Source organism: Candidatus Thiopontia autotrophica, assembly GCF_982804495.1.
Genome location: NZ_CEYDPX010000005.1, coordinates 51,632 through 73,190, shown reverse-complemented (window position 1 = coordinate 73,190; position 21,559 = coordinate 51,632). Strand labels below are relative to the sequence as shown.

Here is a 21,559-nt window from a genome sequence, read left to right as displayed (position 1 = left end):
AGATCAGTGGTGACCACGTTGACTTCTTTGCAGAGAATGCTCTGGAGCATGAGCGCTCCGGCGAGATGATTGAACGTATTGGAATCACCGCTTACCTTGAAGGAATGGGGCTTGAGGTTGATCCAAATATGATCTCTGTTCCTCGTACTACCCCATACGTCAGAATGGATGACTGGGATGAAGAGGTCACCAAATGGGAAGAGCGATCAAATGCAGCGTAGTGGCTTCGCTCGACTCGTGCGCAGAGCGAGAGCGTAAAAGCGCGTAACGTGCAGTTAGGCGAAACTAAGACTACTCCTCTCTTAGTGGTGCCGGTGCCCTTCGGGAAGACCCGAAGGGCATTTTTATTTACAATCAGAAACAACCAGAACAGACATATAGCAAAGGAGAGAGACTAATGTTGGAGACAGGATCCACCATTCCAGAATTCAAAAAGAGTGATCAGAATGGCGACATCAAAACATTTAAAGATCTAAAAGGGAAAAAAGGGTTAATCATCTACTTCTACCCAAAGGACAACACCCCTGGCTGCACCAATGAGGCCAAGGATTTTCGAGATGAAATCACCAGCTTCAGGAAGATGGGGGTTGAAGTGGTTGGAGTATCCAAAGACTCCGCCCGCACCCACACCAACTTCATTACCAAGCATGAACTACCCTTCACCCTGCTTGCCGACAATGACCCAGAGGCAGAGATGTGCGAGGCCTTTGGAGTCTGGCAAGAGAAGAAAAACTATGGGAAGGTCTATATGGGAATTGTCCGCACTACCTATATATTCGATAGCAAAGGCACACTTTTAAAAGCCTACCCCAAAGTCAGGGTAAAGGACCATGTTGAGCAGGTACTAAACGACACTAAAGAGCTAATCAACTAGGGAAGCTCTGATTAAGTCCGATAACTTATCTGTTCCTGGCTATCAGGCTCCAGTCTCATCCTGTGATGAGTAGCGGTTTGAGCTGTACTGCAAGACCAGTACCGCGACACTAAGGACAAAGATTGATCCTGATATCACCATAATGTGGTCGAGTCCCATGGTCTTGATATCAATTGCCAGATAACGGGTCATTGCGGTAATGGTGATAAATAGCAGAAAGATGACTGGAATGCGGTGGGTACGAAAAAAGACACCAATCATCGCCCCCAGTTCAAGATAGATAAAGAGAAGCAGGATATCACTCAATGATGCATACCCCTGATTCATAATAGAGATGTACTCTGTAACTGCAGACCAGGCAATCGTGCCGCCAATAACAAACAGTCCAAGCAGATGAAAGATCTCTACAATATTGTCACCAACTTTTACTACCCCAGAAAATCTATCTCTCATTGATCCAACCTTTTACGTAACTGTGTTAAATACTTCATTTTTGCTCCTCTTTATAGTACCATAGCATTTTGATATTAATCAGAAAATGCTCAGACAATTTAACTTCTAACTAAAGAGGGAGGATCCATGAACCTGAAGAAGACCCTGGTTGCAGCGACAACTCTGCTGCTCCCATTTACTATGCATGCTGCAGATCTTGAAAATGGAGAGAAGCTCAGCCGTAGCTGTGCACTCTGTCACGGAAAATATATGCAGGGTGTAGCCGGTGACCTCTACCCACGCCTGGCTGGACTGCCAAGCGGATATATCGAGAATGAACTGCACCGCCTAAAGGATGGCCGTCGTGAGGCTCACCTCCCAATGTTGATCACCAGTATGGTTGATACATTAAGCGAAAATGATATGTCTGATATCAGTTCATACCTTGAGCATATGCCGGTTCCTGCGGCTCACAGACGTGCAATTCCAAACTCAAAGGGCAATGCATCAGCAGGCAAGAATATCTATGTAAATGAAGAGTGTGATAGCTGCCACCGCAAGGATGGCTCAGGCAAGGCAAAGAAGGGAATCCCTCCTCTGAAGGGTCAGCATACAGACTACCTGTTCAAGCAGATGAAGGATTTCAAAGAGCTTGCCCGAATCCACGACGACGAAGATGAAAAAGAGGATAGCAGCTTTGTTAATATGAACGATATGATGCTACGTGATCTTGTCGCCTACTTCTCAACCATGGATGACTAACAAGGAGGATACGAACCATGAAAATCAAAAATATTTTATCTACGGTTACACTAACCCTGTTCTTCTCAACTGCAGCAATCGCAGAAGAGTCAAGTGTTGGGATATTCAATGTTGAGCAGTCTGTTATCAAGATTGCACTGCGTGATGGAGTATCCAAACATGACGCTATTGATGCAATGATGTCAAAGGCAAACTCTCTGAACATGAAGAGCGTGGGAAGACAGAATGTCTCTGCTGAACTGAACTCACGAGGCCACAATGCACGCCACCTGGAGATCTTCCAGTTCTGTCGCCCTGCAGATGCACGGATCATGGCTGACTTTAATGTTGTATATGCCGCTTACATGCCTTGCCGTATAGCCATGGTTGAAGATACCAATGGTCGTGTCTGGCTGATCACACTCAACCTGGATATGTTGATTGAGGATATGGTGCTTCCAGATGATATCTACACTCTGGCGATCAAAACCAACAGCAACATGCTGACAATAATGTCTGCAGCGGCTACTGGTGAGTTCTGAAGAGAGAGACAAAACGGCAAACCAATAAAAAAGGGAAGAGAGCAATGCTCTCTTCCCTTTTTTTATCTCTAAAGAATCACTCCTAGAGAATCACTCCTCTCCGTTTCCAGCCCTGCCAATGGCAGCAGTCGACATCACAAAAGTTATCAACACCAACACAATTGCCGGCATAACAGCTACACGAGTTAATGCAATAAAGGCTATAGAGTCTGCATCCACAAAAAGGAAAACAAGCCCAATCAAGATCACCACGCTCAGATATCCAATATAGAGCCAGCGAAACCTTGCAAGCGCCGCCTCCCAGTGCCCTCTAATCCAGCCATCTCCACCACCCTTGAAACTTGAGACCATTCGTCGATAGTAGATCAGCAGGAACGTGCTGGACATCAGAGGGACCACCATTCCCCAATATCCAAAGCCGAATGCAAGCGCCCCTGGAACCGCCAAGAGGTGAAAGAAGATCAGATTAAGTACAAACAGTTCATGAGGACGCTTTGCAGACTTGATCTCACTTGTGCGTTTACCATTAACCTCATTAACTCCTTCCCTATTGGCATCATTGTCAACACTCATCCTTAATCTACCCCTCTGCGGATAATCTCCCCATTATCTTCTGGTTTATCATCTGTTTTCACCTCTGATTCCGGGGCATCCGGCATCATATCGTCATCCATCAGAATCCTGGCACCATCACCCTCCAGATCATCATACTGACCTTTGCGGATTGCAATCACCAATATTGCAACCAGAATAACTCCCATCAAAATCATCCCTGGTATCAACACGTAAATAACTTCCATGATTCAGCGACTCCTAAATATTCTTTCCAGTTGCACGGCCACCAACCTCACTTCTTATCCTGGCCGCATTACCGATAACCAGAAGTGAACTGACAGGCATGGAGATTGCCGCCACCAGCGGTGTTATCAGGGCCATCATCGCCAGTGGCACCATTATCACATTGTATAGAATTGAGATCCCAATATTCTGGCGTATGGTTCGCAACGTACGTTGTGAAAGTCGATTAGCCAACTCTACCTGCTCAATCTCACTACTAAGCAATACGATATCTGCGCTCTCAACCGACACATCCGTTCCGGAGCCCATCGCTATCCCAACATCTGCCATAGTCAGTGCCGGAGCATCATTAATGCCATCACCAACCATTGCAATCTGCTCACCACTTTTTTGCAGATCACGGATCACTGCCGCCTTCTCATCTGGAAGAACCTCTGCAATTACACTCATATCTTCACCCAACTCATTAACTACCGCCTCGGCAACCTTTTGTCGATCCCCAGTCAATAGCGAAAACCTCATTCCCTGTTGGCGTAACCGACTCAACAACAGAGCCGTCCCAGAACGCAGTTTATCTGCCAGAGAGAGGCCCCCTACACAGAGACCATTAACTGATAGAAAAACTACACTTTCTGCTTTTGCCTCACTCTCGACAGCAAAATTCATTACACCTGCAGTGATCGATACATCATGCTGCTCCATCCATGCAGCGGTACCAAGCAGACACTCTCTCCCATCAACAATCCCGGATATGCCAGCACCCGGACTATAGGTGAAATTTTCAGCCACACTCTCTCTTGCTACATTGCCCAGCTGCTCCTCTGCCTTACGTACAATTACCTTGGCAACCGAATGTTCCGAATAACGCTCCAGCGCGTATGCAATACGGTAAAATTCTCTGTTATCCCACCCCTCTTCCAGATAAATATCTCTTACCCCAAGTTTGCCCTCCGTCAGGGTTCCGGTTTTATCAAATACGATATGTCGGATGGAGGAGAGCATCTCTAGCACCCCACCATTTTTGATCAATACCCCATGTCTGGCGCCTACTCCTGATGCCACTGCAATTGCCATAGGGGTTGCCAGGCCAAAGGCGCACGGACAAGTAATAATCAATACAGAGGTGGCAGCCATCAATGCAACCTCAAAATCACTCCCTACCCAGAAGAGAAAAGTTACTGCCCCCAGAAATAGTGTTAACGAGACAAACCAGGGGACAATCCTGTCCGCTGTACATTGAATCGGAGCCTTTGATGCCTGCGCATCCTCCACCATATCGATAATCTTTCCAAGGGCACTGTTCTTTAGAACAGCATCCACTCTGAGCCTCATTACTCCATGACCATTTACTGTCCCTGCATACAAAAGATCACCTGGCTTTTTACTGACCGGCAGTGATTCACCACTCAGCATTGCTTCATCAACCTCACTCACCCCATCAATCAACTCTCCATCAACCGGAATTCGTTGTCCCGGCTTAACCATAACCATATCTCCCACAACAAGTGAGCGAACAGGCACCACCTCTTCACTGCCATCCCGTATTATGGTTGCAACCCGAGGCTGTAGATCCATCAGGCGCTGGGTTGATGAGACTGCCTTGCGCTTTGCCGCAGACTCCAGATAACGTCCGATAAGGATCACAAAGATGAAGTTAACAACGGTATCAAAATAGACATCTCCAATCTGACTACCGTTGATCGTTATATAGGTTGAATAGAGGTATGTAGTGGTAGCTCCAATGGCAATTGGAAGATCCATGGTCAGGTGACGTGCCACCATCCCAGTCCATGCCCCCCTCAAGAATGGATATCCTGAATAAAGCAGAGTTGGGGTTGCCAGAGCAAACCCTAGCCAGTGAAACCATGTCCTGAACTCTCCCTGGTCTGCCCCACTGTATAGTGCAATAGATATCCAGAGCAGATTCATCATTGCAAAACCGGCAAAGACCAGTCTATACAGGAGTGATCTATCCCTCTTTCTTAGTCTGCCCTCAGCTGTCTCAGGGTCAAACGGGACCGCTGCATACCCAATATGTGAGAGGCGCTTAATCAGCTCAGACAGTTTGATCTGTGATTTGTCCCAGCGAAGATGGAGACGCTTCCCACTCAGGTTGACCTGTGCAGAGACAACCCCTGAAATTGGGGTTAATGTTCTCTCTATCAACCAGACGCAAGCGGCACAGTGGATCCCTTCCACCAGCAGATTGATCTCACTGATATTGTCATCACTACTAACATACTCCTGCTGGATCTCCTCAAGATCAAACAGGGCTGCATCTTCAGATAGTTCAGGTGGAGGAGCAAGCAGTGTTCCCTCTGGGGTACGGTCATAAAAACCCTCCATTCCGGAGTCAAAAATAACCTGGCAGACACTCTTGCAGCCATAGCAACAGAACTCTCTATCTTTACCCTCTACTGAGCCAGATACTACGCCCCCATCAGGAATAGAGAGACCGCAGTGAAAACAGTCGCCTTCTGCGTGGTGTCCACTCATGAAGAGAAGCTGTTACCCCCCCTGAGACTGGGAGGTGGTTTTATCAGTAGTTACATTGATTCTCTGTTCAACCAGATAATCATCTTCTCCCTGCCTGAGAGTCAGCAACAGATCCCACACTCCCTTAAGCAACAGGGTATAACTTGCATGATAATTTCCTGGAGAGACCTCGCTCAAAGAGACAATCGAATCCTGATCTCTATCTGATGGACGGTATAGCTGGAGATTGCCACTCAATCCCTGCACCACATCACCATCCCTATCTGTTACCACAATCTTCAGGGTTGCCGGTCTGGCAACAACCACCTCTCCAGAGTCCATTGATACTGTCCAACCGAGCCTTTCACGAGCCTCTGTCAACTGAATCACCCTTCTCTCATAATCCCTGCCCTGTTCATAGTAGTCATCCTTTACCAGACCAGGGCTAGTCTTGAATGCAGTTACAATCATTCCTCCATTAACGACGAGAACCAGTAGCAGGAGTGCTAACCACCCCACAACCCATGGATTACGAAATGCGCGCTTGCTTGATTGAGACAAAAAACCCATAACTATTTTCCCTAACGTGGTCCTATGAACATACTCTCATATCTTGAGGTAAGTTCTGGTTTCTCTACACCTTCAAGATTGAAGTAGACTGGAGTTGACTGCCCACTCATTGCTCTACGGGGAAGCCTCAGATATACAGTATATGGTGTTACCTTGCCTGGCCTAACCGGGAAGGATTTCTCTGCTCCCACCAACTCAGCCCCATCCAGACCATCAATGGTTACTGTTACGTGCATTTTATCATGAGTCTTGTTGAGAATCTTCAGCTCATACTTGTTCTGGATAGAGCCATCACTTAAAAGTACATATAGTGGCTGACGCTCATGCAGCACCTTGATATCAAGCCCGGATATATTCAGCAGGCCATAGATAATTCCACCCAGAGCAAGAGTCATGATGACTATGTATACCAACACTCTGGGTCGCTTCATCAAGGGGGCCACATTTTTGCCCTCAAGCGCATCAATTGATTCGTAACGAATCAGCCCATGTGGCTTGTTGATTTTCTCCATAACCGAATCACAGGCATCAATACATAATGCACAGGTAATACAACCCTCATCCAGACCGCCTCTGATATCGACACCGGTTGGGCAGACGGCCACGCACTGATTACAGTCAATGCAGTCACCATTCCCCTCTATAGTCTCCCCCTTCTTGAGACGACCACGTGGCTCGCCACGGTTGAAGTCATAGGTTGGGACTAATGATTCACGATCAAGCATAACTGCCTGAATACGAGCATATGGACAGAGCCAGAGACACGCCTGCTCACGTAAAAAACCTGCCAGAACATATGTACCTGCTGTAAATAGAGCCAATGTTCCCCACTCTGTAGCTGAAGCAGAGAGAGTCAGATAGTCTGCCCAGAGCTGGAAAACATCAGTAAACCAGGCCACAAAACTTACCCCTGTCAGCACCGAGATAACAAGCCATGCAAGATGCTTACGTGCCTTTATCCATAACTTGTCGACACCCCATGCGGCCTTGTCCAGCTTCTTGCGTTTGCCGGGAGCACCCTCCAGCTTCTCCTCAATCCAGGTAAAGGCATCCACCCAGATGGTCTGGAAACAGAAAAATCCACAATAGACCCTGCCAAAAAGGGTTGTTACAACCGCAAGCAGGATTGCCAGAAACAGTAGCACCAGCGATAGCATCCATACGTCCTGAGGAAGTATGGTAAGACCAAAGATATGGTACTGACGACCGGGAATATCAAACAGTATTGCCTGGCTATCATTCCAGCGCATATATGGCCCAAAAAAGAAAATCAACCAGGTTGATGCAGCCAGCCATTTAAGGGTGCGGAACTTGCCAGACATACGCTTGGCATGAATAGTCTCTTCACCAGTATTGATCTTCCACTCACCAGCCTCGGCATAGAGCTCGTCAGCTGCCTGACAACATTGATCTTGTTCTCTCTCTGACATCTAACATATTTCCTGTTTATTACATTTATTATTATTACAAATTGATCGTATTAGCAGACTGTTTCAATAATATTTCCAATCAGCCGATTTTACCATTATTACATATGAAAAAAGGGGAGTAGCTCACACTACTCCCCCTTTTCTACAGACAGACTCTCTATCTATATATCAATCTTCAGAGTGTGTTGAGTTCATCAACGTCCGAATCTTGAACCCAAGATAGATGGCGATAACAGCAGCAATTGCAACCGAAACAATTGAACCCACCACTACCAGATCAACATCTGCTCCAGAGAATGTATTCTTTATGATATCAATCATTATGTTTTCTCCTTATTTTCCGCCACCCAACTGATGGACATAGACAGCAAGCTTTTTGATGGTGCCCTCGCTCAGGCTTTTACCCAAAGGTCCGAATGCAGGCATTACCGCATTGCGTGATTGCGGATCCATCAATTCACCATTAACACCGTGAGCAATTGTATGACGTGCACTAGCCAGGCGATTATCCCCACCTCCCTGCACATCAAAACGCCATACTGCATCTGTCAGGTTGGCAGAACCGAGCGGCGCCAGACCTTTAGCGTCCATACCGTGACAGGCAAAACATCCACCCTTGGTTGGCTCCATAAAGAGAGCCTTACCAGCGGCATGTTCACTGCCCTCACTAAGGGCAACAACGTGCTTGGCAAGATCTTCGATCTCATCACTACTCAGACGCGCCCCGTAAGGGGTCATAATACCCTTGCGACCATTGTTAATAGTGGTCTGAATCTGCTCGACAGTACCGCCATAGAGCCAGTCATCATCAGCCAATACCGGGTAACCTGACTCAGATACTGACATTGCAGCATTTCCTGCACCACCAGCACCATGACATGCCGCACAGTAATCACCGAACAGTACCTTTGCAGAACGTACTGTATAGTTACGGAGCTCATCATCAGCGATGATCATCGCAGGAGTTGTTGCGGGATCATTGATCTGCCTCTCCCACTTCTCACGAACCTGATCAATTGCGCTCAGATCCTGCTTGTACTCACCTACTGCAGTCCAACCCATAGTGCCCTTGGTATACCCATCCAGCGATGGAAGTGCTGGATAGAGGACAAAATAGACAATACAAAATATCCAGCTTGCATGGAAGCCTATGCGCCACCAGCCCGGAGGATCATTACTCAGTTCACGCAGGTTGTCGTCCCAGAAGTGACCTGTATTATTTTCGTTTGGAAACGGATTATTCTCACTCATTTGTTTTCTCCTTCTCCGTCTACCCCGTCAACGAGATAGCGTTGAGATTCTAAATGCTCTTTGTTCTTTGGATGAAAGACCAGGATATAGGCTACAACCATAACGACGGCCACAGTCACAGTAACGATCATTCCCACCCAATCGTTTACTGTCATTGCAGACCAGTCGGTAAAGAAGTAGCTAGTATCCTTATTCATGCTAATAACATCCGTTATTTGCGATAGGTCTTGTTGTAGTCGAGCTTGGCCATGGTTCCGAGCACCTGAAGGTATGCAATTACTGCATCCATTTCAGTCTTGCCCGCCATCTTGGCATTCGCACCGTCGATATCAGCATCGGTATATGGTACGTGACCCACGCCCGGCATCATCTGCATCACCTTCATATGACTCTCAACATCAAAGTCATCCAGTTTGTTCTCTGCCAACCAAGGATAGTTTGGCATGACTGACTCAGGAACAACAGAGCGTGGTGCCATCATATGCTGGCGGTGCCACTCATCAGAGTACTTGCCACCGACACGAGCCAGATCAGGTCCGGTACGCTTTGATCCCCACTGGAATGGATGGTCATACATTGACTCGGAAGCCAGTGAGTAGTGACCATAACGCTCCTTCTCATCACGGAATGGACGGATCATCTGTGAGTGACACAGATAGCACCCCTCACGGATATAGACATCACGCCCTGCCAGCTCAAGAGCAGTATATGGACGGATACCATCACCAGCCTTCCATGTATCCAGAGTATCGCCGTCCTTACGCTGCCAGACGATTTCCGGGTTGGCATTGTGCTCCATGGTCTCATCAATAGTGAAAAGTGGCACGATCTCTACCAGGCCACCAACTGAAACAGCAACCATCACGAAGAGCATCATCAAGATTCCGCTACGCTCGATCTTGTCTTGAAGCTTGGTTGAATAAATCTTATCAGACATATCTATTCTCCTTTCCTTAGACTGTGCGGGCCGGAGCCTTGCGAATTGTCATAACCACGTTGTAAAGCATCACAACGCCCCCAAGCCAGAAAATCAGGCCACCAATTGCACGCATCTTGTAGTAAGGCACCATCGCCGCTACAGACTCTGCAAAGGTATAACTCAGTGTTCCGAACTCATCATAATCACGCCACATCAGACCCTGCATGATTCCGGATACCCACATCGCAGTAATGTAGACTACGGTACCGATGGTAGCGAGCCAGAAGTGGGTGTTGACCAGTTTTGGTGAGTAGATCTTCACATTCCAGAGTCTCTCTACCAGGTGGTAGAGTGCGCCGGCTGCAACCATTGCAACCCAGCCCAGTGCACCGGAGTGTACGTGACCAACGGTCCAGTCTGTATAGTGAGAGAGTGCATTCACTGTCTTCACTGACATTACTGGCCCTTCAAAAGTAGACATTGCATAGAATGCCAGTGAGACAATCATGAAGCGGAGGATGTAGTCATCACGCAGCTTGTCCCAAGCTCCGGAGAGAGTCATCATTCCGTTCACCGCACCACCCCACGAAGGGATAATCATCGCCAATGATACCGCAGCACCAAGTGAACCAGTCCAGTCAGGCAGTGCCGTATACTGAAGATGGTGCGCACCAAGCCATACATAACCGAACATCAGTGCCCAGAAGTGGATCACGGAGAGCCGGTATGAGTAGATAGGACGGTTAGCCTGCTTTGGTACAAAGTAGTACATGATCCCGAGGAAGCCTGCAGTCAGGTAGAAGCCAACAGCATTATGTCCCCACCACCACTGAATCATCGCATCCTGTACTCCCGAGAACAGCGAGTAGGACTTGAAGAGACTTACAGGAATTGCCAGGCTGTTAACCACATGCAGATATGTGATCATTACCAGCATTCCCAGGAAGAACCAGTTTGATACATATATATGAGAGGTCTTCTTGTTCACCAGAGTCATCACGAAGTTGAGGAAGAAGCTCAACCAGACCACGGCAATGGCCAGATCAATTGGCCACTCCAGCTCTGCATACTCCTTGCCCTGAGTAATACCCAGTGGCAGAGTGATTACGGCCGAGACGATGATCAGGTTCCAGCCCCAGAAGGTGAACCATGCCATCCCTGGGCTCCAGATTCTGGTGCCACAGGTACGTTGCACACTATAGAAGGCGGTTGCCATCAAGGTACAACCACCAAATGCAAAGATAACCGCGTTGGTATGAAGAGGACGGAGACGACCAAAAGTCGTATATGGCAGGTCCAGGTTTAATGCCGGCCAGGCCAACTCCGCTGCGATATAGAAACCGACCAGGGTTCCTACAACCAGATAGATAACCGCAGCGATGGAGAACCATCGGACGGCACCAAAGTCATATTTTTCTGCTGCTTCCACGAAAAACCTCCCTAAGGGATCATGAAAAATTAGAAACAAAAGGTGCTTTCGCACCACCAAAAACATTATAAATTGCTATTTAGCAATTTGTTTGCAGAATATCGCAAATAAACTAACTTAATGCAACCGACAGGGAGTCTACACAATAAAAACAGTTATTACAAGAAAAAGCCTTACCTATAGTGAGTTATTTTCTGGGAAAAAATATAGGGAACCTCTGGAAAATCTTAATGGGACAGTGTGGTTGATTAACCATGGTTCTGCTACCCTCGCACAATTATGTCTCCACAAACTTTCTACTGGCACGACTACGAGACTTTCGGCGCTGATACACGCAGTGATCGCCCTGTTCAATTTGCAGGCATTCGTACCGACTATGATCTGAATATAGTTGGTGACCCCTTGATGGTATACAGCAGGCCATCCGCAGACTTTCTTCCCCAACCAGAGGCCTGCATGGTGACTGGGATCACCCCACAGGAGGCGCTTGAAAAAGGGCTGCTCGAGGTAGACTTCATTAGAGAGATAATGGATGAGCTAGCAACACCGGGAACATGTGGTGTAGGTTACAACTCACTGCGCTTTGATGATGAGGTGACCCGCAACACCCTCTATCGAAACCTCTACGATCCATATGAGCGCGAGTATAAAAACGGTAACTCACGCTGGGATCTTATTGATCTGCTCCGCCTCACCAGGGCACTCCGTCCAGACGGTATTGAGTGGCCACTCTATGATGACGGCAAACCAAGCATGAGACTGGAGCATTTGACCATTGCCAATGGCATTGACCACGGCATGGCACATGATGCACTGGCAGATGTCCATGCCACCATTGCCATGGCCAGACTGGTGAAAGAGAGACAGCCACGACTCTACGAATATGTACTTTCTCATAGAGACAAGGCAAGTGCTGGAAGACTCCTCAACCTTAACAGCATGAGTAGTAGCCCCACACCAATCCTCCATGCCTCCTCAATGTTCCCTTCCGAGCATGGCAATCTTGCCGTAGTGCTTCCAATAGCACGCCACCCAACCAATAGTAACGGGGTAATTGTCTATAACCTAAGAGAGGATCCCACTCCCCTGCTCACGCTATCCATTGATGAGATTCACCAACGTCTATTTACCCGTAGTACCGATCTTCCAGAGGGGGTCAAGAGAATCCCGCTAAAAACCATCCACCTAAACAGGTGCCCGGTACTGGCCCCACTCAATACACTAAATGAAGAGACGCAAGAGCGACTCGGAATAGACCTGCAACAGCAACTGGAACATATAGCCCCCCTACAGAACGACCCATATCTTGCAGAGAAGGTTGCTGCGGCTCATCAACTTCATCACTTTCCGGAAGAGAGTGACCCTGACCGTATGATCTACAGTGGATTCTTTGGTGATATCGACAAGCAGCTTATGCGCAAGATCCACTCCCTCTCTCCGCAAGAACTAGCTAGCCAGAAACTACAGTTTGAGGATCCGCGCCTTGGGGAGATGCTATTCCGCTATCGTGCCCGCAACTGGCCAGATTCACTTACCGAACAGGAGCAACAACGGTGGCGGCGCATCTGCCAACACAGAATTATGGATAGTGATGGAGGAGGAACAATCCATTACGAGGAGTACATGCGACAGCTATCCACGCTGACAGAGACCCACGCCAGTAACCCGGAGAAGCTCAGGGTGCTGGAACAGCTGTCAGATTATGGGCAGACGCTGGTGTCAGGTTTTTAAATCACCGGATCCCAGCCTTCGCTGGGATGACGGGTTCCCTAGGTGTTGTGAACACGATCATAATAACGTGCCCGATACATCAGACGCTTCTTCGCCGGATCAGGATCATCGGTAAAGCCGGTTCGATCATGCAGAACATTATTGGAGACAAAGCCCCATCCTGACTGCATGGTTGCGCGGAATATCTGATCACAATCACTCTTTAGCAGATTCTCCAGCCATGCAACCGCCTCTTGTACCAGTGGATCGCTGTTCCAGATGATGTTGCGCTTGCGCATGGTATAACGCATATGCAGATTTCCTGCTGCCGTCTCCAGAAACACCGGGCCGGCACGTTCCGGGCGCAGCTCACACCCATCCACCACATGGTTGGGGATGATCATTGCATCCTCACGCATCAGGGCACAGACATAATCCGGATTCTCATCACGCATCAGCAGATAGGCCATCTCGTGATCCATCACCGCATTCTCCCCACCCTCCATAGCGGGACGTACAAAGTGGAGCAGCAGTGCATAGTTCTGCAGATCCAATCGATTATAGTATCCATCGGTATGCCAGTGGATCTCCTTGTTGGAGTATGGAATATAGGGTGAGTGGATCTCATCAGCCTGTATCGTAATTGCAGTTACCCCATCATCCTCTGCACCACGATTACGATTGATATTGTTACAGCCAAAGCGCATCCCGACGGCACGTGGAATGTGGGTCCCCTCCATATCCCCAATATTGCTGACATAGACCGCCATATTGAATCGACGCACACGATCAAGGATTGCATCATGTTCGGAGTTGGTAATTGTTCTCGGATCGTTGATCTCGACAATCAGGTCACCCACCTCTTGAGGGGCCTCTCTCAGCTTGCGCTCACGCCAGGCCTGGTAGGCAGAATCATCATTAAGGTCAAAGGGGTTGCTGTCACTCATAACTGTACTCCACACGCAATTTCAAATTGCGCCGAATTTTACCACACCAACCAAACGTAACACATTGATATTACGCATAAAACAGTTACAGTTGCCGTATAACATCAAGAAATTCGGTATCTTTCTCCCTCTCTCCCCACTGGTCAAAATGGATCACCTCATCCAGCGGCATTCTGGGTAGCCATCCTGCCTTCTCCAGTTCAGGCTTTTCATGAAATTGTGATACATAACCAACACAGAGGTATGCCACCGGCACCACAGATTCCGGTAGCTCCAGAGTCTCTGTCAATGCATCCGGATCCATAATGCTGACCCAGCCCACACCCAACCCCTCACTGCGTGCTGCCAGCCAGAAATTTTGCACTGCACAGACACTGCTATAGAGATCCATCCACTCCATATGGGTACGGCCTATTACTACAGGCCCGGTACGGGAACGGTCACAGGTTATTACCAGATTCAGCGGTGACTCCAGAATCCCCTCCAGCTTGAGGTTACGGTAGGTATCCTGCTTCTCCTCAGGAAACATATCTGTCGCCTCGGCATGCGCCTTGTTGAATAGTTCATGAACTCTTTTGCGCACATCCATGGAACGAATCACCATAAAATCCCACGGTTGCATAAAGCCAACCGAGGGGGCATGGTGCGCCGCATTGAGCACCCGTCCAAGAACATCATCCGGCACCGGATCTGCCAAAAATTCACCTCTGACATCGCGGCGATTAAAAATTGCCTTGTATACAGCTGCACGTTCATCATCTGAAAAAGCATGTTTTTCCATTATAGTCCCCTTATGAAAAACATCTGAAGAGGCCACTCCACGGCATCTCCTGTTACTCTCTCAGGCCGGTCTTCTGACTCTGGTTCAACTCTCTCAACCCCCTTCCCGATCACAGGATCAGTGGGTTCTGGTTGAGAGATCCCCATTACAGCGCTGGGCACGTAGCGGATTTACACCGCTTTCCCGATTCTTCCCATCTCCAGACCTGGAGAGAGGACACCCGAGAGATCGAAAACTGATTCTACATCAAAACTCGTTGGCCTCTACCTCTAAATATGCGTGGCTGGCATGACACTTGATCCAGGGTCAACTATCACCACACCAGCATCTGTTATAACAATCCCGGGATTATTCATAAACCCCTGATTCTCTACATTTGGCACCCCAAGTGGCCCATGAATTACCCATGTGTTTTCTGCAACCTGTTCAAACGGATAGTCACGCACCACATTTTCTGCAACTACACCAGATGCAAACAGCACCATAAAAAACGCAATCAATCTTCTCATCCATCAACTCCTCTGGTTTGGTATTCTTGTAGGCCAACTATATTATTGACCATTCTACCCGGACAGTATTCCAAATAGTGATGACAAAAATCACCACAGAAAACAAATGTAGCTTCTGCAGTGGAACCAAATGTTGCAGTTACTTTACTCAACAGGTTGATACTCCACGCAGCAAAGATGACTTTCAGACCCTGCTCTGGCAGATTGCCCATCGGGATATAGAGATTTATCAGGATGAAGATGGCTGGTTTCTGATAATAAATAACCGTTGTCAATTCATCGGCAACGGTGGCAGTTGCACCATTTATGACCAACGCCCAACTGTCTGCAGGGAGTACGATAACGATTGGTGCGAATATGATGAACCGGCTGAGAAACATTTCAGACGTTACTTCACCAGTTATGACGAGCTTCTGGCATACTGCCGCAAACGATTCAAGCGGTGGGACAAGTAGGTCTCGCCACACCCACTATCCGGACAATTTCAGGAACAGAAAAATGAGTACAGACAACCAGCCTTCAACATATATTGTTGATGTAAATGAGAGCAACTTTGAGGATGAGGTAGTTAAAAAATCCTTTACTGTTCCGGTGATGGTCGATTTCTGGGCCCCCTGGTGCAATCCGTGTAAAACCTTAATGCCGATAGTCACCAAGCTGGCCGAGGAGTTTGGTGGAAAATTCATTTTGGCAAAGGTCAATGTGGATGATAATCAGCCACTAGCTGGAAAATATAATGCACGCAGTGTTCCGACAGTAAAAATATTCCGTAATGGAGAGGTGGTTGATGAGTTTATGGGAGCACAGCCAGAGGGAAATGTACGCAAGGTTCTGGGCAACCATATTGAAAGTGAATCCGACAAATTAAGAGCCAAGGCTGGTGAGCTGGTCAAGCAAGGCAATGTTGACGAAGCAGTCACGCTTCTGCAACAGGCTAATCAGGAGGATCCCGATAACCCCGGGGTACGGATGGACCTGATTGGTGCACTATTTGCCAAGGGTGATTATGAGAGTGTTGAGCAGGCTGTTGCCGCCCTCCCTGTCAATGAGAGAGAGGCACCGGAGATCAAGGAGCTTGAGAACAGACTTCTGTTTGTAAAAGCAGCTGCAGATGCCCCGTTAGCAGATGAGCTGATGACACTTATTGAGAAAGATCCAAACGATAGCGCATCACGCTACCGTCTTGCTGCCAGAATGGTGGTTGACGGCGAGACGGAGAGTGCGCTTGGTGAGCTCTTAAACCTGATGATGAGAGACCGTGAATATGGTGATGATGGCGCACGCAAAGGGATGCTGGCAATACTGGAATCAATCCAGGATCCGGCAGTAGCAGGGACATGGCGGCGCAAGATGGCGAGTGTCATCCTGTAACCATTCTGACTTCAGTGTCAGGCCGGTTCTGTCTGCGCTATCCCCGCCTCACCACGCCAGTAACCATCCACCCCACCATTGGGCAAATAACTTGCGGCCTGCTCCATTGCATCTTTGACGGATATGTCACCACGCTGAAGTTGATCAAACAGGGCGATTATCTCTGGAGTAAATTGTGACTGCGGACTGATTCTTACTACATCCACCCCAAGTTCACGCATCTCCTCCATTGCACCCAACAAATTACAGCTCTGTGCCGACTGGGTCTGGATTCCATTGATGGTAAGGAACGGCTCACCCTCCTTGGTATTCAACAACATTCCATCAGGATCAGCCAGACATCTATACTGGCAGTCATCTTTTGGTAGCTCATAGTGGCGTGCTGTATAGCAACGGGCAGCATATGCCAATGGGATTCTTCCCCATGCGAAGACCTCTGTCTCTACCAAATCCGGGCGCTCTGCCTGCAGTTCGCGCAAGGTATCCCGAGATAGCTCGACCGGAAGAACCCAGCGACTCATTCCAGCCTCAGCCAACACCTTCATGGTGCCCTGGTTATAGATATTTACCGAGTGTCCGACCACAAAATTTGCGCCCTGCCCGGAGAGCAGATTAACAGCCGCAAGGTCATTTGCCTCCACCAGAAACTCGCCATTGCCACATATTCTTCTCAGGGTTTTAAGCTCCGATTCAGCCTCCAGCAGTGCCAATGTAGAGAGCACCACCTCTTTCCCTGCCGTCTTGAGTTGCTGTGCGATCTCAATCCACTGATCTGTATTAAGAGAGCGGCGCTTGGAACAGATGGTCTCTCCCAGATAGACAATATCTACCGGAGACTCTGCTACCTTGCGGTAGAACGATCTAATATCCTCCTCAGGCCAGAAGTAGAGGATTGGGCCCAGTGAGATCTTCATCTCTATTGCCACGAACGGTGGTAGGCACCAAGTGTAGTCTGTGCCCCCTCCGCCACCTTGCTTAACTCTGCATTCCATGCATCCTTGACCTGGAATGCCTCAGGATTACGTTTGCAGGCATCAATAGCCTCGCGCCAAACCCTGGTTACCTGCGCCACATAGGCAGGGCTGCGCTGACGCCCCTCAATCTTGATTGCAGCAATCCCCATATCCATCATCTCTGGCAACAGCTCCAGGGTATTCAGACTAGTGGGTTCCTCAATTGCGTACCCCTCCTTGCCCTGGACCTCGAAACGACCCTTGCAGATGGTTGGATAGCCAGCACTCTCGCCAGCGTTATAACTGTCCACCAGAATACCGCCCAGCCTGGTCTCCATGCCGCCATCATCACGCTCAATCCACTCCACATGGCTACCCGGAGAGCAGGCACCATAGGTGTTTGGAGATCTGCCTGTTGCATAGGAGGAGAGCAGACAACGCCCCTCCACCATCACACAGAGACTGCCAAAACCAAACAACTCAAGTGGAACTGGGGTGTGCTCTGCAAGATGACGTACCTGCGGGGCAGAGAGTACCCGGGGGATAACCACCCTGCTTATGCCGAATGTTTTATGCATGAAGCTGATCGCCTCATAGTTGGTTGCCGACCCCTGAACCGAGAGGTGCAGTTTCAGATCAGGCCAGCGGTTGGCTGCGTAGTCGAGAATTCCCATATCTGCCAGGATAACTGCATCAATCCCGGCCTCGGCGGCACGGTCTACTGCACTGGTCCAGCGCTCCCAGCCGCTCGGTTGTGGGAAGGTGTTGATGGCTGCAAACATTCTGGCGCCATGGCTGTGAGCATACTCAATCCCCTGCCCGATATTATTCTCATTAAAATTGAGCCCGGCAAAATTTCTGGCGTTCGTGTCATCCTTAAACCCCATATATACCGCATCAGCGCCATTATCGACCGCTGCTTTCAGTGAGGGAAGATTACCTGCCGGACATACCAATTCCATCGGGGGATTGTAGTTGATTCACCCTGCAGAATCGAATGCTATAACAGCAAAATTTGATTCAGATCACCCCAGCCATTAAGCTTTTTCAGCGGCTCCCTAACGGGTTGAGTATTTAGGAAATTTCTTCGGGATCCGCTCGGTAATTCCATCCAGCAAATGGAGATCGATCCCACCTGTCCCCCCAACCTCAGTCAGCTTGTGAATAATTGCCCACTGCACCGGAGGGAAGTTGTTGCCAAAGCGCAGTGCCGCCTTTCTCAATAGTCGTGCCGCGGCACTATCATTGGTAAAGAGACGCACAATGGCATTTGTTCCATGATAGATGGGACGACTGGCAACCATCTGCTGGCGCTCATAGTGACCCAGCACAGAGTGACCATAGAACGGTTCACCTCTGCTGATCGCACTCTTCATGGCCGTTGCCAGGGTATTCTGTCCACGCAGGCCAAGATTGAATCCATGTGCAGTTACCGGATGCATGCCAACTGCCGCATCCCCCAGCAGAGCATAACGGGTGCCCACAAAGTGGTTGGCATGAACCGCCACCAGCGGATATGAGAAACGCTCGCCCTCCAGCTCCATTCTGCCAAACTCTCCACCCAGCCCCTCCTCGATGGTTGTGTTGAAATCATCAACTGTCATCTCCATATATCGCTTCGCCTGATTAGAGGGGACGGTAATTACCACTGAGGCACGGTTACCATTCAATGGAAGCAGGGCCAGAGTACGGCTATAACGAAAACACTCATAGGCAGTTTCATGGTGGGGCTTTTCATGAGTGACACGACAGACTATTGCGGTGCGACCAAAATCGAACATATCTGCCGATATCCCCATCATTCTGCGCGTACCGGAGAATCTGCTGTCGGCAGATACCACCATCTCTGTCTCTATCTGCTCTCCTGTAGAGAGTGTTACTGATGCGGAACCACTATTTGTGCTCAGGGCTGTCACCTCAACACCGCAACGAATCTCTACATTACGCGCCTCTGAGACCTGCTCATAAAGAGCCTTGCGAATTACATGGTTGGATATGAGATATCCAAGCTCATCTATCGAGCGTCCACTGGTATCGAAACGTAGTGCATAATCAGAGTCGCCATCCACCACTCTGGCCGCCTTTAATGGGGCTATCTCCTCTGCCGGAATGCGCTGCCAGACCCCCAACTCTTGCATAACCTTTTTTGAGAGGTGGGTGTTGGCAAAATCTCGGCCGTCCATTTTCGGGTTCTGTAGCGAATCCAGATCCTGTCGCTCCAGGATCAACACCCCAATACCACTCTCAGCCAATGAGCAGCCAAAACTGAGGCCGGCAGAACCTCCACCAATTACAACAATGTCATACTGCATGGTACTCATACCGCTTTTACCTGTGATATCAGATTATCCGTATCTACCTGACGGCGCGCCAACTCATCCTCAATGGCATTGAGAACCAGCCATTTCTTACTGCACCACGCAGGATCCAGCAGAATATCTTCCGATGCTGTAGCAGTAAGACGGTGGTAGACCATGCTATTCGGGGCCTGTTCAATCCAGTTGACCACAACGTTCACATACTCCTCCTGGGTCAATGAGACAAAATCCCCACTGCGCCACTCATTGGCCAACATTGTCCCCTTGACCACATGCAGAGGGTGAAATTTAAATCCATCAGTTCCCAACTCGAGCACTCGCTCCATGCTCTCGCGATAATGGTATGCATTTTCACCAGGGAGTCCTGCAATAAGATGAGTGCAGAGCTGAATCCCCCGCAGTTGTGCCGACCTTACAGCCTGACGATATTCCGAAAAGTAGTGAAGTCGATTGACTCGATCAAGGGTCTCATCAAAGGCGGATTGCAGACCAAGCTCCAGCCATATCTCATAACCCTCCTCACGATAACCTGCCAACAGATCCAGTACCGGATCTGGGACACAATCTGGGCGTGTGCCAATCGAAAGACCAACCACATCCGGCTCATCCAATGCCTCTCGATACATCTTGTCCAGAACATCCGGGTCTGCATAGGTATTGGTGTAGGCCTGAAAATAGGCAATATAACTCTGTGCGCCCGTACGTTTGCGAATCACCTGCCTGCCGGACTCAATCTGCTCGGCAACAGTTCGTGGATTTCTGCCATGTGGGCTAAAAGAGATATTATTACAAAAAGTACAGCCGCCACGCCCCTTGGAGCCATCGATGTTTGGGCAGGTGAAGCCGGCATCAATCGACACCTTGTGCACCCGCTCGCCAAAACGGGCCTGCATTGTGCTTCCAAATGTGTGGATATAGTCGGTCAGCGCCATGGGGCGAAAGTATATCGGATCCCCCGGGGAATCAGTAGAGGAGCGAGGGAAATTTCCTGATAAAAAAGGTTGGTTACTTTGATCTTGTCTGATAGAAGCTCATAGCCTTGTTAAAGGCCATGCGCAGTGGGGCAGGAATCGATAGAGCCTCGACATCCAGTCCGTATATAAGATTTTTGGTCTCCAGCCCCAACTCTACATCACCCTCAAGCCGAATACGACGCTGGAAAAAGAGAGTATCAGGATCCTCCTTGCCCAGTGATAACTGCAAAAAATCGTAGAGATCACCACTAATAGCAAGGTCAATCGGCCCCTCTCCGGAGTGGGCCACCAACCCCTTGCGCCCCTTGGTGAAACGAAACTCCACCCCGGCATCCAGCAGGCGAATCACTGCAGTACGCGACTCCAGAAAATCGAGATCACCCTCACTCAGCTGCTGCTTGAACAGATGGTTAAGCACCGCAACCAACAGCTGCGTATGGACCACATTGGGTACCATTTTCAGTGGTGCTGCAATAAATGGGGGAATCTTCGGATTCAGTCCCGTCTCAACAGATTGGTAACTATTTTGCATCTG

At 48.9% G+C, this 21,559-nt stretch carries 25 protein-coding genes, 1 pseudogene and 1 riboswitch; of the genes and pseudogenes, 7 read left to right on the top strand and 19 right to left on the bottom strand.

Annotated elements, in window-relative coordinates:
• Together AC3ZFK_RS03135 and bcp are read left to right on the top strand one after the other, a co-directional pair.
• A pseudogene (locus AC3ZFK_RS03135) lies at window positions 1-221 on the top strand (dissimilatory-type sulfite reductase subunit alpha); the annotation flags it as partial.
• Between the two features lie 176 nt (window positions 222-397).
• Window positions 398-874, top strand: a complete 477-nt coding sequence (gene bcp / locus AC3ZFK_RS03130) for a thioredoxin-dependent thiol peroxidase (RefSeq protein ID WP_487506362.1) — start codon at window positions 398-400, stop codon at window positions 872-874.
• Between the two features lie 42 nt (window positions 875-916).
• On the opposite strand, the gene AC3ZFK_RS03125 is transcribed toward bcp, so the two are convergent.
• Window positions 917-1,327, bottom strand: coding sequence for a phosphate-starvation-inducible protein PsiE (locus AC3ZFK_RS03125; RefSeq protein ID WP_487506361.1), 411 nt, complete (start codon window positions 1,325-1,327; stop codon window positions 917-919).
• A 126-nt stretch (window positions 1,328-1,453) separates the two neighbouring features.
• On the opposite strand from AC3ZFK_RS03125, the gene AC3ZFK_RS03120 reads away from it, so the two are divergent.
• Complete coding sequence (locus AC3ZFK_RS03120) at window positions 1,454-2,068, top strand: c-type cytochrome (RefSeq protein ID WP_487506360.1); 615 nt, start codon at window positions 1,454-1,456, stop codon at window positions 2,066-2,068.
• 17 nt (window positions 2,069-2,085) lie between these two features.
• Complete coding sequence (locus AC3ZFK_RS03115; protein ID WP_487506359.1) at window positions 2,086-2,589, top strand: DUF302 domain-containing protein; 504 nt, start codon at window positions 2,086-2,088, stop codon at window positions 2,587-2,589.
• A 90-nt stretch (window positions 2,590-2,679) separates the two neighbouring features.
• Here AC3ZFK_RS03115 and AC3ZFK_RS03110 read toward each other — a convergent pair whose 3' ends face one another.
• The 10 genes from AC3ZFK_RS03110 to ccoN form a co-directional block, all read right to left on the bottom strand.
• On the bottom strand, window positions 2,680-3,162 hold the full coding sequence (locus AC3ZFK_RS03110) for a hypothetical protein (protein ID WP_487506358.1): 483 nt from the start codon (window positions 3,160-3,162) through the stop codon (window positions 2,680-2,682).
• 2 nt (window positions 3,163-3,164) lie between these two features.
• On the bottom strand, window positions 3,165-3,389 hold the full coding sequence (gene ccoS / locus AC3ZFK_RS03105) for a cbb3-type cytochrome oxidase assembly protein CcoS (RefSeq protein ID WP_487506357.1): 225 nt from the start codon (window positions 3,387-3,389) through the stop codon (window positions 3,165-3,167).
• A gap of 13 nt (window positions 3,390-3,402) precedes the next feature.
• Window positions 3,403-5,883: a heavy metal translocating P-type ATPase gene (locus AC3ZFK_RS03100; protein ID WP_489433721.1), complete on the bottom strand. Its 2,481-nt coding sequence runs from the start codon at window positions 5,881-5,883 to the stop codon at window positions 3,403-3,405.
• A 12-nt stretch (window positions 5,884-5,895) separates the two neighbouring features.
• A complete protein-coding gene (locus AC3ZFK_RS03095; protein WP_487541212.1) occupies window positions 5,896-6,432 on the bottom strand; it encodes a FixH family protein in 537 nt (178 codons plus the stop codon).
• Window positions 6,433-6,443: 11 nt separating this feature from the next.
• Window positions 6,444-7,862: a cytochrome c oxidase accessory protein CcoG gene (ccoG, locus tag AC3ZFK_RS03090; RefSeq protein WP_487506353.1), complete on the bottom strand. Its 1,419-nt coding sequence runs from the start codon at window positions 7,860-7,862 to the stop codon at window positions 6,444-6,446.
• A 168-nt stretch (window positions 7,863-8,030) separates the two neighbouring features.
• Window positions 8,031-8,183: a hypothetical protein gene (locus AC3ZFK_RS03085; RefSeq protein WP_487506352.1), complete on the bottom strand. Its 153-nt coding sequence runs from the start codon at window positions 8,181-8,183 to the stop codon at window positions 8,031-8,033.
• Between the two features lie 12 nt (window positions 8,184-8,195).
• On the bottom strand, window positions 8,196-9,113 hold the full coding sequence (ccoP, locus tag AC3ZFK_RS03080) for a cytochrome-c oxidase, cbb3-type subunit III (protein WP_487506351.1): 918 nt from the start codon (window positions 9,111-9,113) through the stop codon (window positions 8,196-8,198).
• Window positions 9,110-9,310 carry a cbb3-type cytochrome c oxidase subunit 3 gene (locus AC3ZFK_RS03075; protein WP_487506350.1) on the bottom strand — a complete coding sequence of 67 codons (201 nt, stop codon included), beginning with the start codon at window positions 9,308-9,310 and terminating at the stop codon, window positions 9,110-9,112. The genes ccoP and AC3ZFK_RS03075 overlap by 4 nt, the downstream gene beginning before the upstream one ends.
• A 14-nt stretch (window positions 9,311-9,324) precedes the next feature.
• Window positions 9,325-10,050: a cytochrome-c oxidase, cbb3-type subunit II gene (ccoO, locus tag AC3ZFK_RS03070; RefSeq protein WP_487506349.1), complete on the bottom strand. Its 726-nt coding sequence runs from the start codon at window positions 10,048-10,050 to the stop codon at window positions 9,325-9,327.
• Window positions 10,051-10,066: 16 nt separating this feature from the next.
• Window positions 10,067-11,461: a cytochrome-c oxidase, cbb3-type subunit I gene (ccoN, locus tag AC3ZFK_RS03065; RefSeq protein WP_487506348.1), complete on the bottom strand. Its 1,395-nt coding sequence runs from the start codon at window positions 11,459-11,461 to the stop codon at window positions 10,067-10,069.
• Between the two features lie 279 nt (window positions 11,462-11,740).
• Between ccoN and sbcB the strand changes: the two genes are divergently transcribed.
• A complete protein-coding gene (gene sbcB, locus AC3ZFK_RS03060; RefSeq protein WP_487506347.1) occupies window positions 11,741-13,192 on the top strand; it encodes an exodeoxyribonuclease I in 1,452 nt (483 codons plus the stop codon).
• Between the two features lie 38 nt (window positions 13,193-13,230).
• Here the strand turns inward: sbcB and AC3ZFK_RS03055 are convergent, their stop codons facing one another.
• The 3 genes from AC3ZFK_RS03055 to AC3ZFK_RS03045 all read right to left on the bottom strand — a co-directional run bounded on the left by AC3ZFK_RS03055 (window position 13,231) and on the right by AC3ZFK_RS03045 (window position 15,408).
• Window positions 13,231-14,118 carry a TauD/TfdA family dioxygenase gene (locus tag AC3ZFK_RS03055; protein ID WP_487506346.1) on the bottom strand — a complete coding sequence of 296 codons (888 nt, stop codon included), beginning with the start codon at window positions 14,116-14,118 and terminating at the stop codon, window positions 13,231-13,233.
• A gap of 85 nt (window positions 14,119-14,203) precedes the next feature.
• Window positions 14,204-14,899, bottom strand: coding sequence for a 5,6-dimethylbenzimidazole synthase (bluB, locus tag AC3ZFK_RS03050; protein WP_487506345.1), 696 nt, complete (start codon window positions 14,897-14,899; stop codon window positions 14,204-14,206).
• A gap of 46 nt (window positions 14,900-14,945) precedes the next feature.
• A riboswitch (cobalamin riboswitch) is annotated at window positions 14,946-15,138 on the bottom strand.
• Window positions 15,139-15,168: 30 nt separating this feature from the next.
• Window positions 15,169-15,408 (bottom strand): hypothetical protein, encoded by a 240-nt coding sequence (locus AC3ZFK_RS03045; protein ID WP_487506344.1) that lies wholly within the window; start codon window positions 15,406-15,408, stop codon window positions 15,169-15,171.
• A gap of 80 nt (window positions 15,409-15,488) precedes the next feature.
• Here AC3ZFK_RS03045 and AC3ZFK_RS03040 point away from each other — a divergent pair, with 80 nt between their 5' ends.
• The gene (locus tag AC3ZFK_RS03040; protein ID WP_487506343.1) at window positions 15,489-15,863 is read left to right on the top strand and encodes a YkgJ family cysteine cluster protein; all 375 of its coding nucleotides are present in this window, start codon (window positions 15,489-15,491) and stop codon (window positions 15,861-15,863) included.
• A 43-nt stretch (window positions 15,864-15,906) separates the two neighbouring features.
• Entirely contained in the window at window positions 15,907-16,779 is an 873-nt protein-coding gene (locus AC3ZFK_RS03035) for a tetratricopeptide repeat protein (protein WP_487506342.1), read from the top strand.
• Between the two features lie 17 nt (window positions 16,780-16,796).
• Here the strand turns inward: AC3ZFK_RS03035 and AC3ZFK_RS03030 are convergent, their stop codons facing one another.
• From AC3ZFK_RS03030 to ubiT, 5 genes are all read right to left on the bottom strand, one after another.
• On the bottom strand, window positions 16,797-17,693 hold the full coding sequence (locus tag AC3ZFK_RS03030) for a U32 family peptidase (RefSeq protein WP_487506341.1): 897 nt from the start codon (window positions 17,691-17,693) through the stop codon (window positions 16,797-16,799).
• 2 nt (window positions 17,694-17,695) lie between these two features.
• Entirely contained in the window at window positions 17,696-18,694 is a 999-nt protein-coding gene (ubiU, locus tag AC3ZFK_RS03025; RefSeq protein ID WP_487506340.1) for a ubiquinone anaerobic biosynthesis protein UbiU, read from the bottom strand.
• Window positions 18,695-18,790: 96 nt separating this feature from the next.
• Window positions 18,791-20,053 carry a 5-demethoxyubiquinol-8 5-hydroxylase UbiM gene (ubiM, locus tag AC3ZFK_RS03020; protein ID WP_487506339.1) on the bottom strand — a complete coding sequence of 421 codons (1,263 nt, stop codon included), beginning with the start codon at window positions 20,051-20,053 and terminating at the stop codon, window positions 18,791-18,793.
• On the bottom strand, window positions 20,050-20,982 hold the full coding sequence (mnmL, locus tag AC3ZFK_RS03015) for a tRNA modification radical SAM protein MnmL/YtqA (protein ID WP_489433720.1): 933 nt from the start codon (window positions 20,980-20,982) through the stop codon (window positions 20,050-20,052). The genes ubiM and mnmL overlap by 4 nt, the downstream gene beginning before the upstream one ends.
• Window positions 20,983-21,055: 73 nt before the next feature.
• Window positions 21,056-21,559 (bottom strand): ubiquinone anaerobic biosynthesis accessory factor UbiT (ubiT, locus tag AC3ZFK_RS03010; protein ID WP_487506337.1); only part of this gene is annotated, 504 nt, incomplete at its 5' end.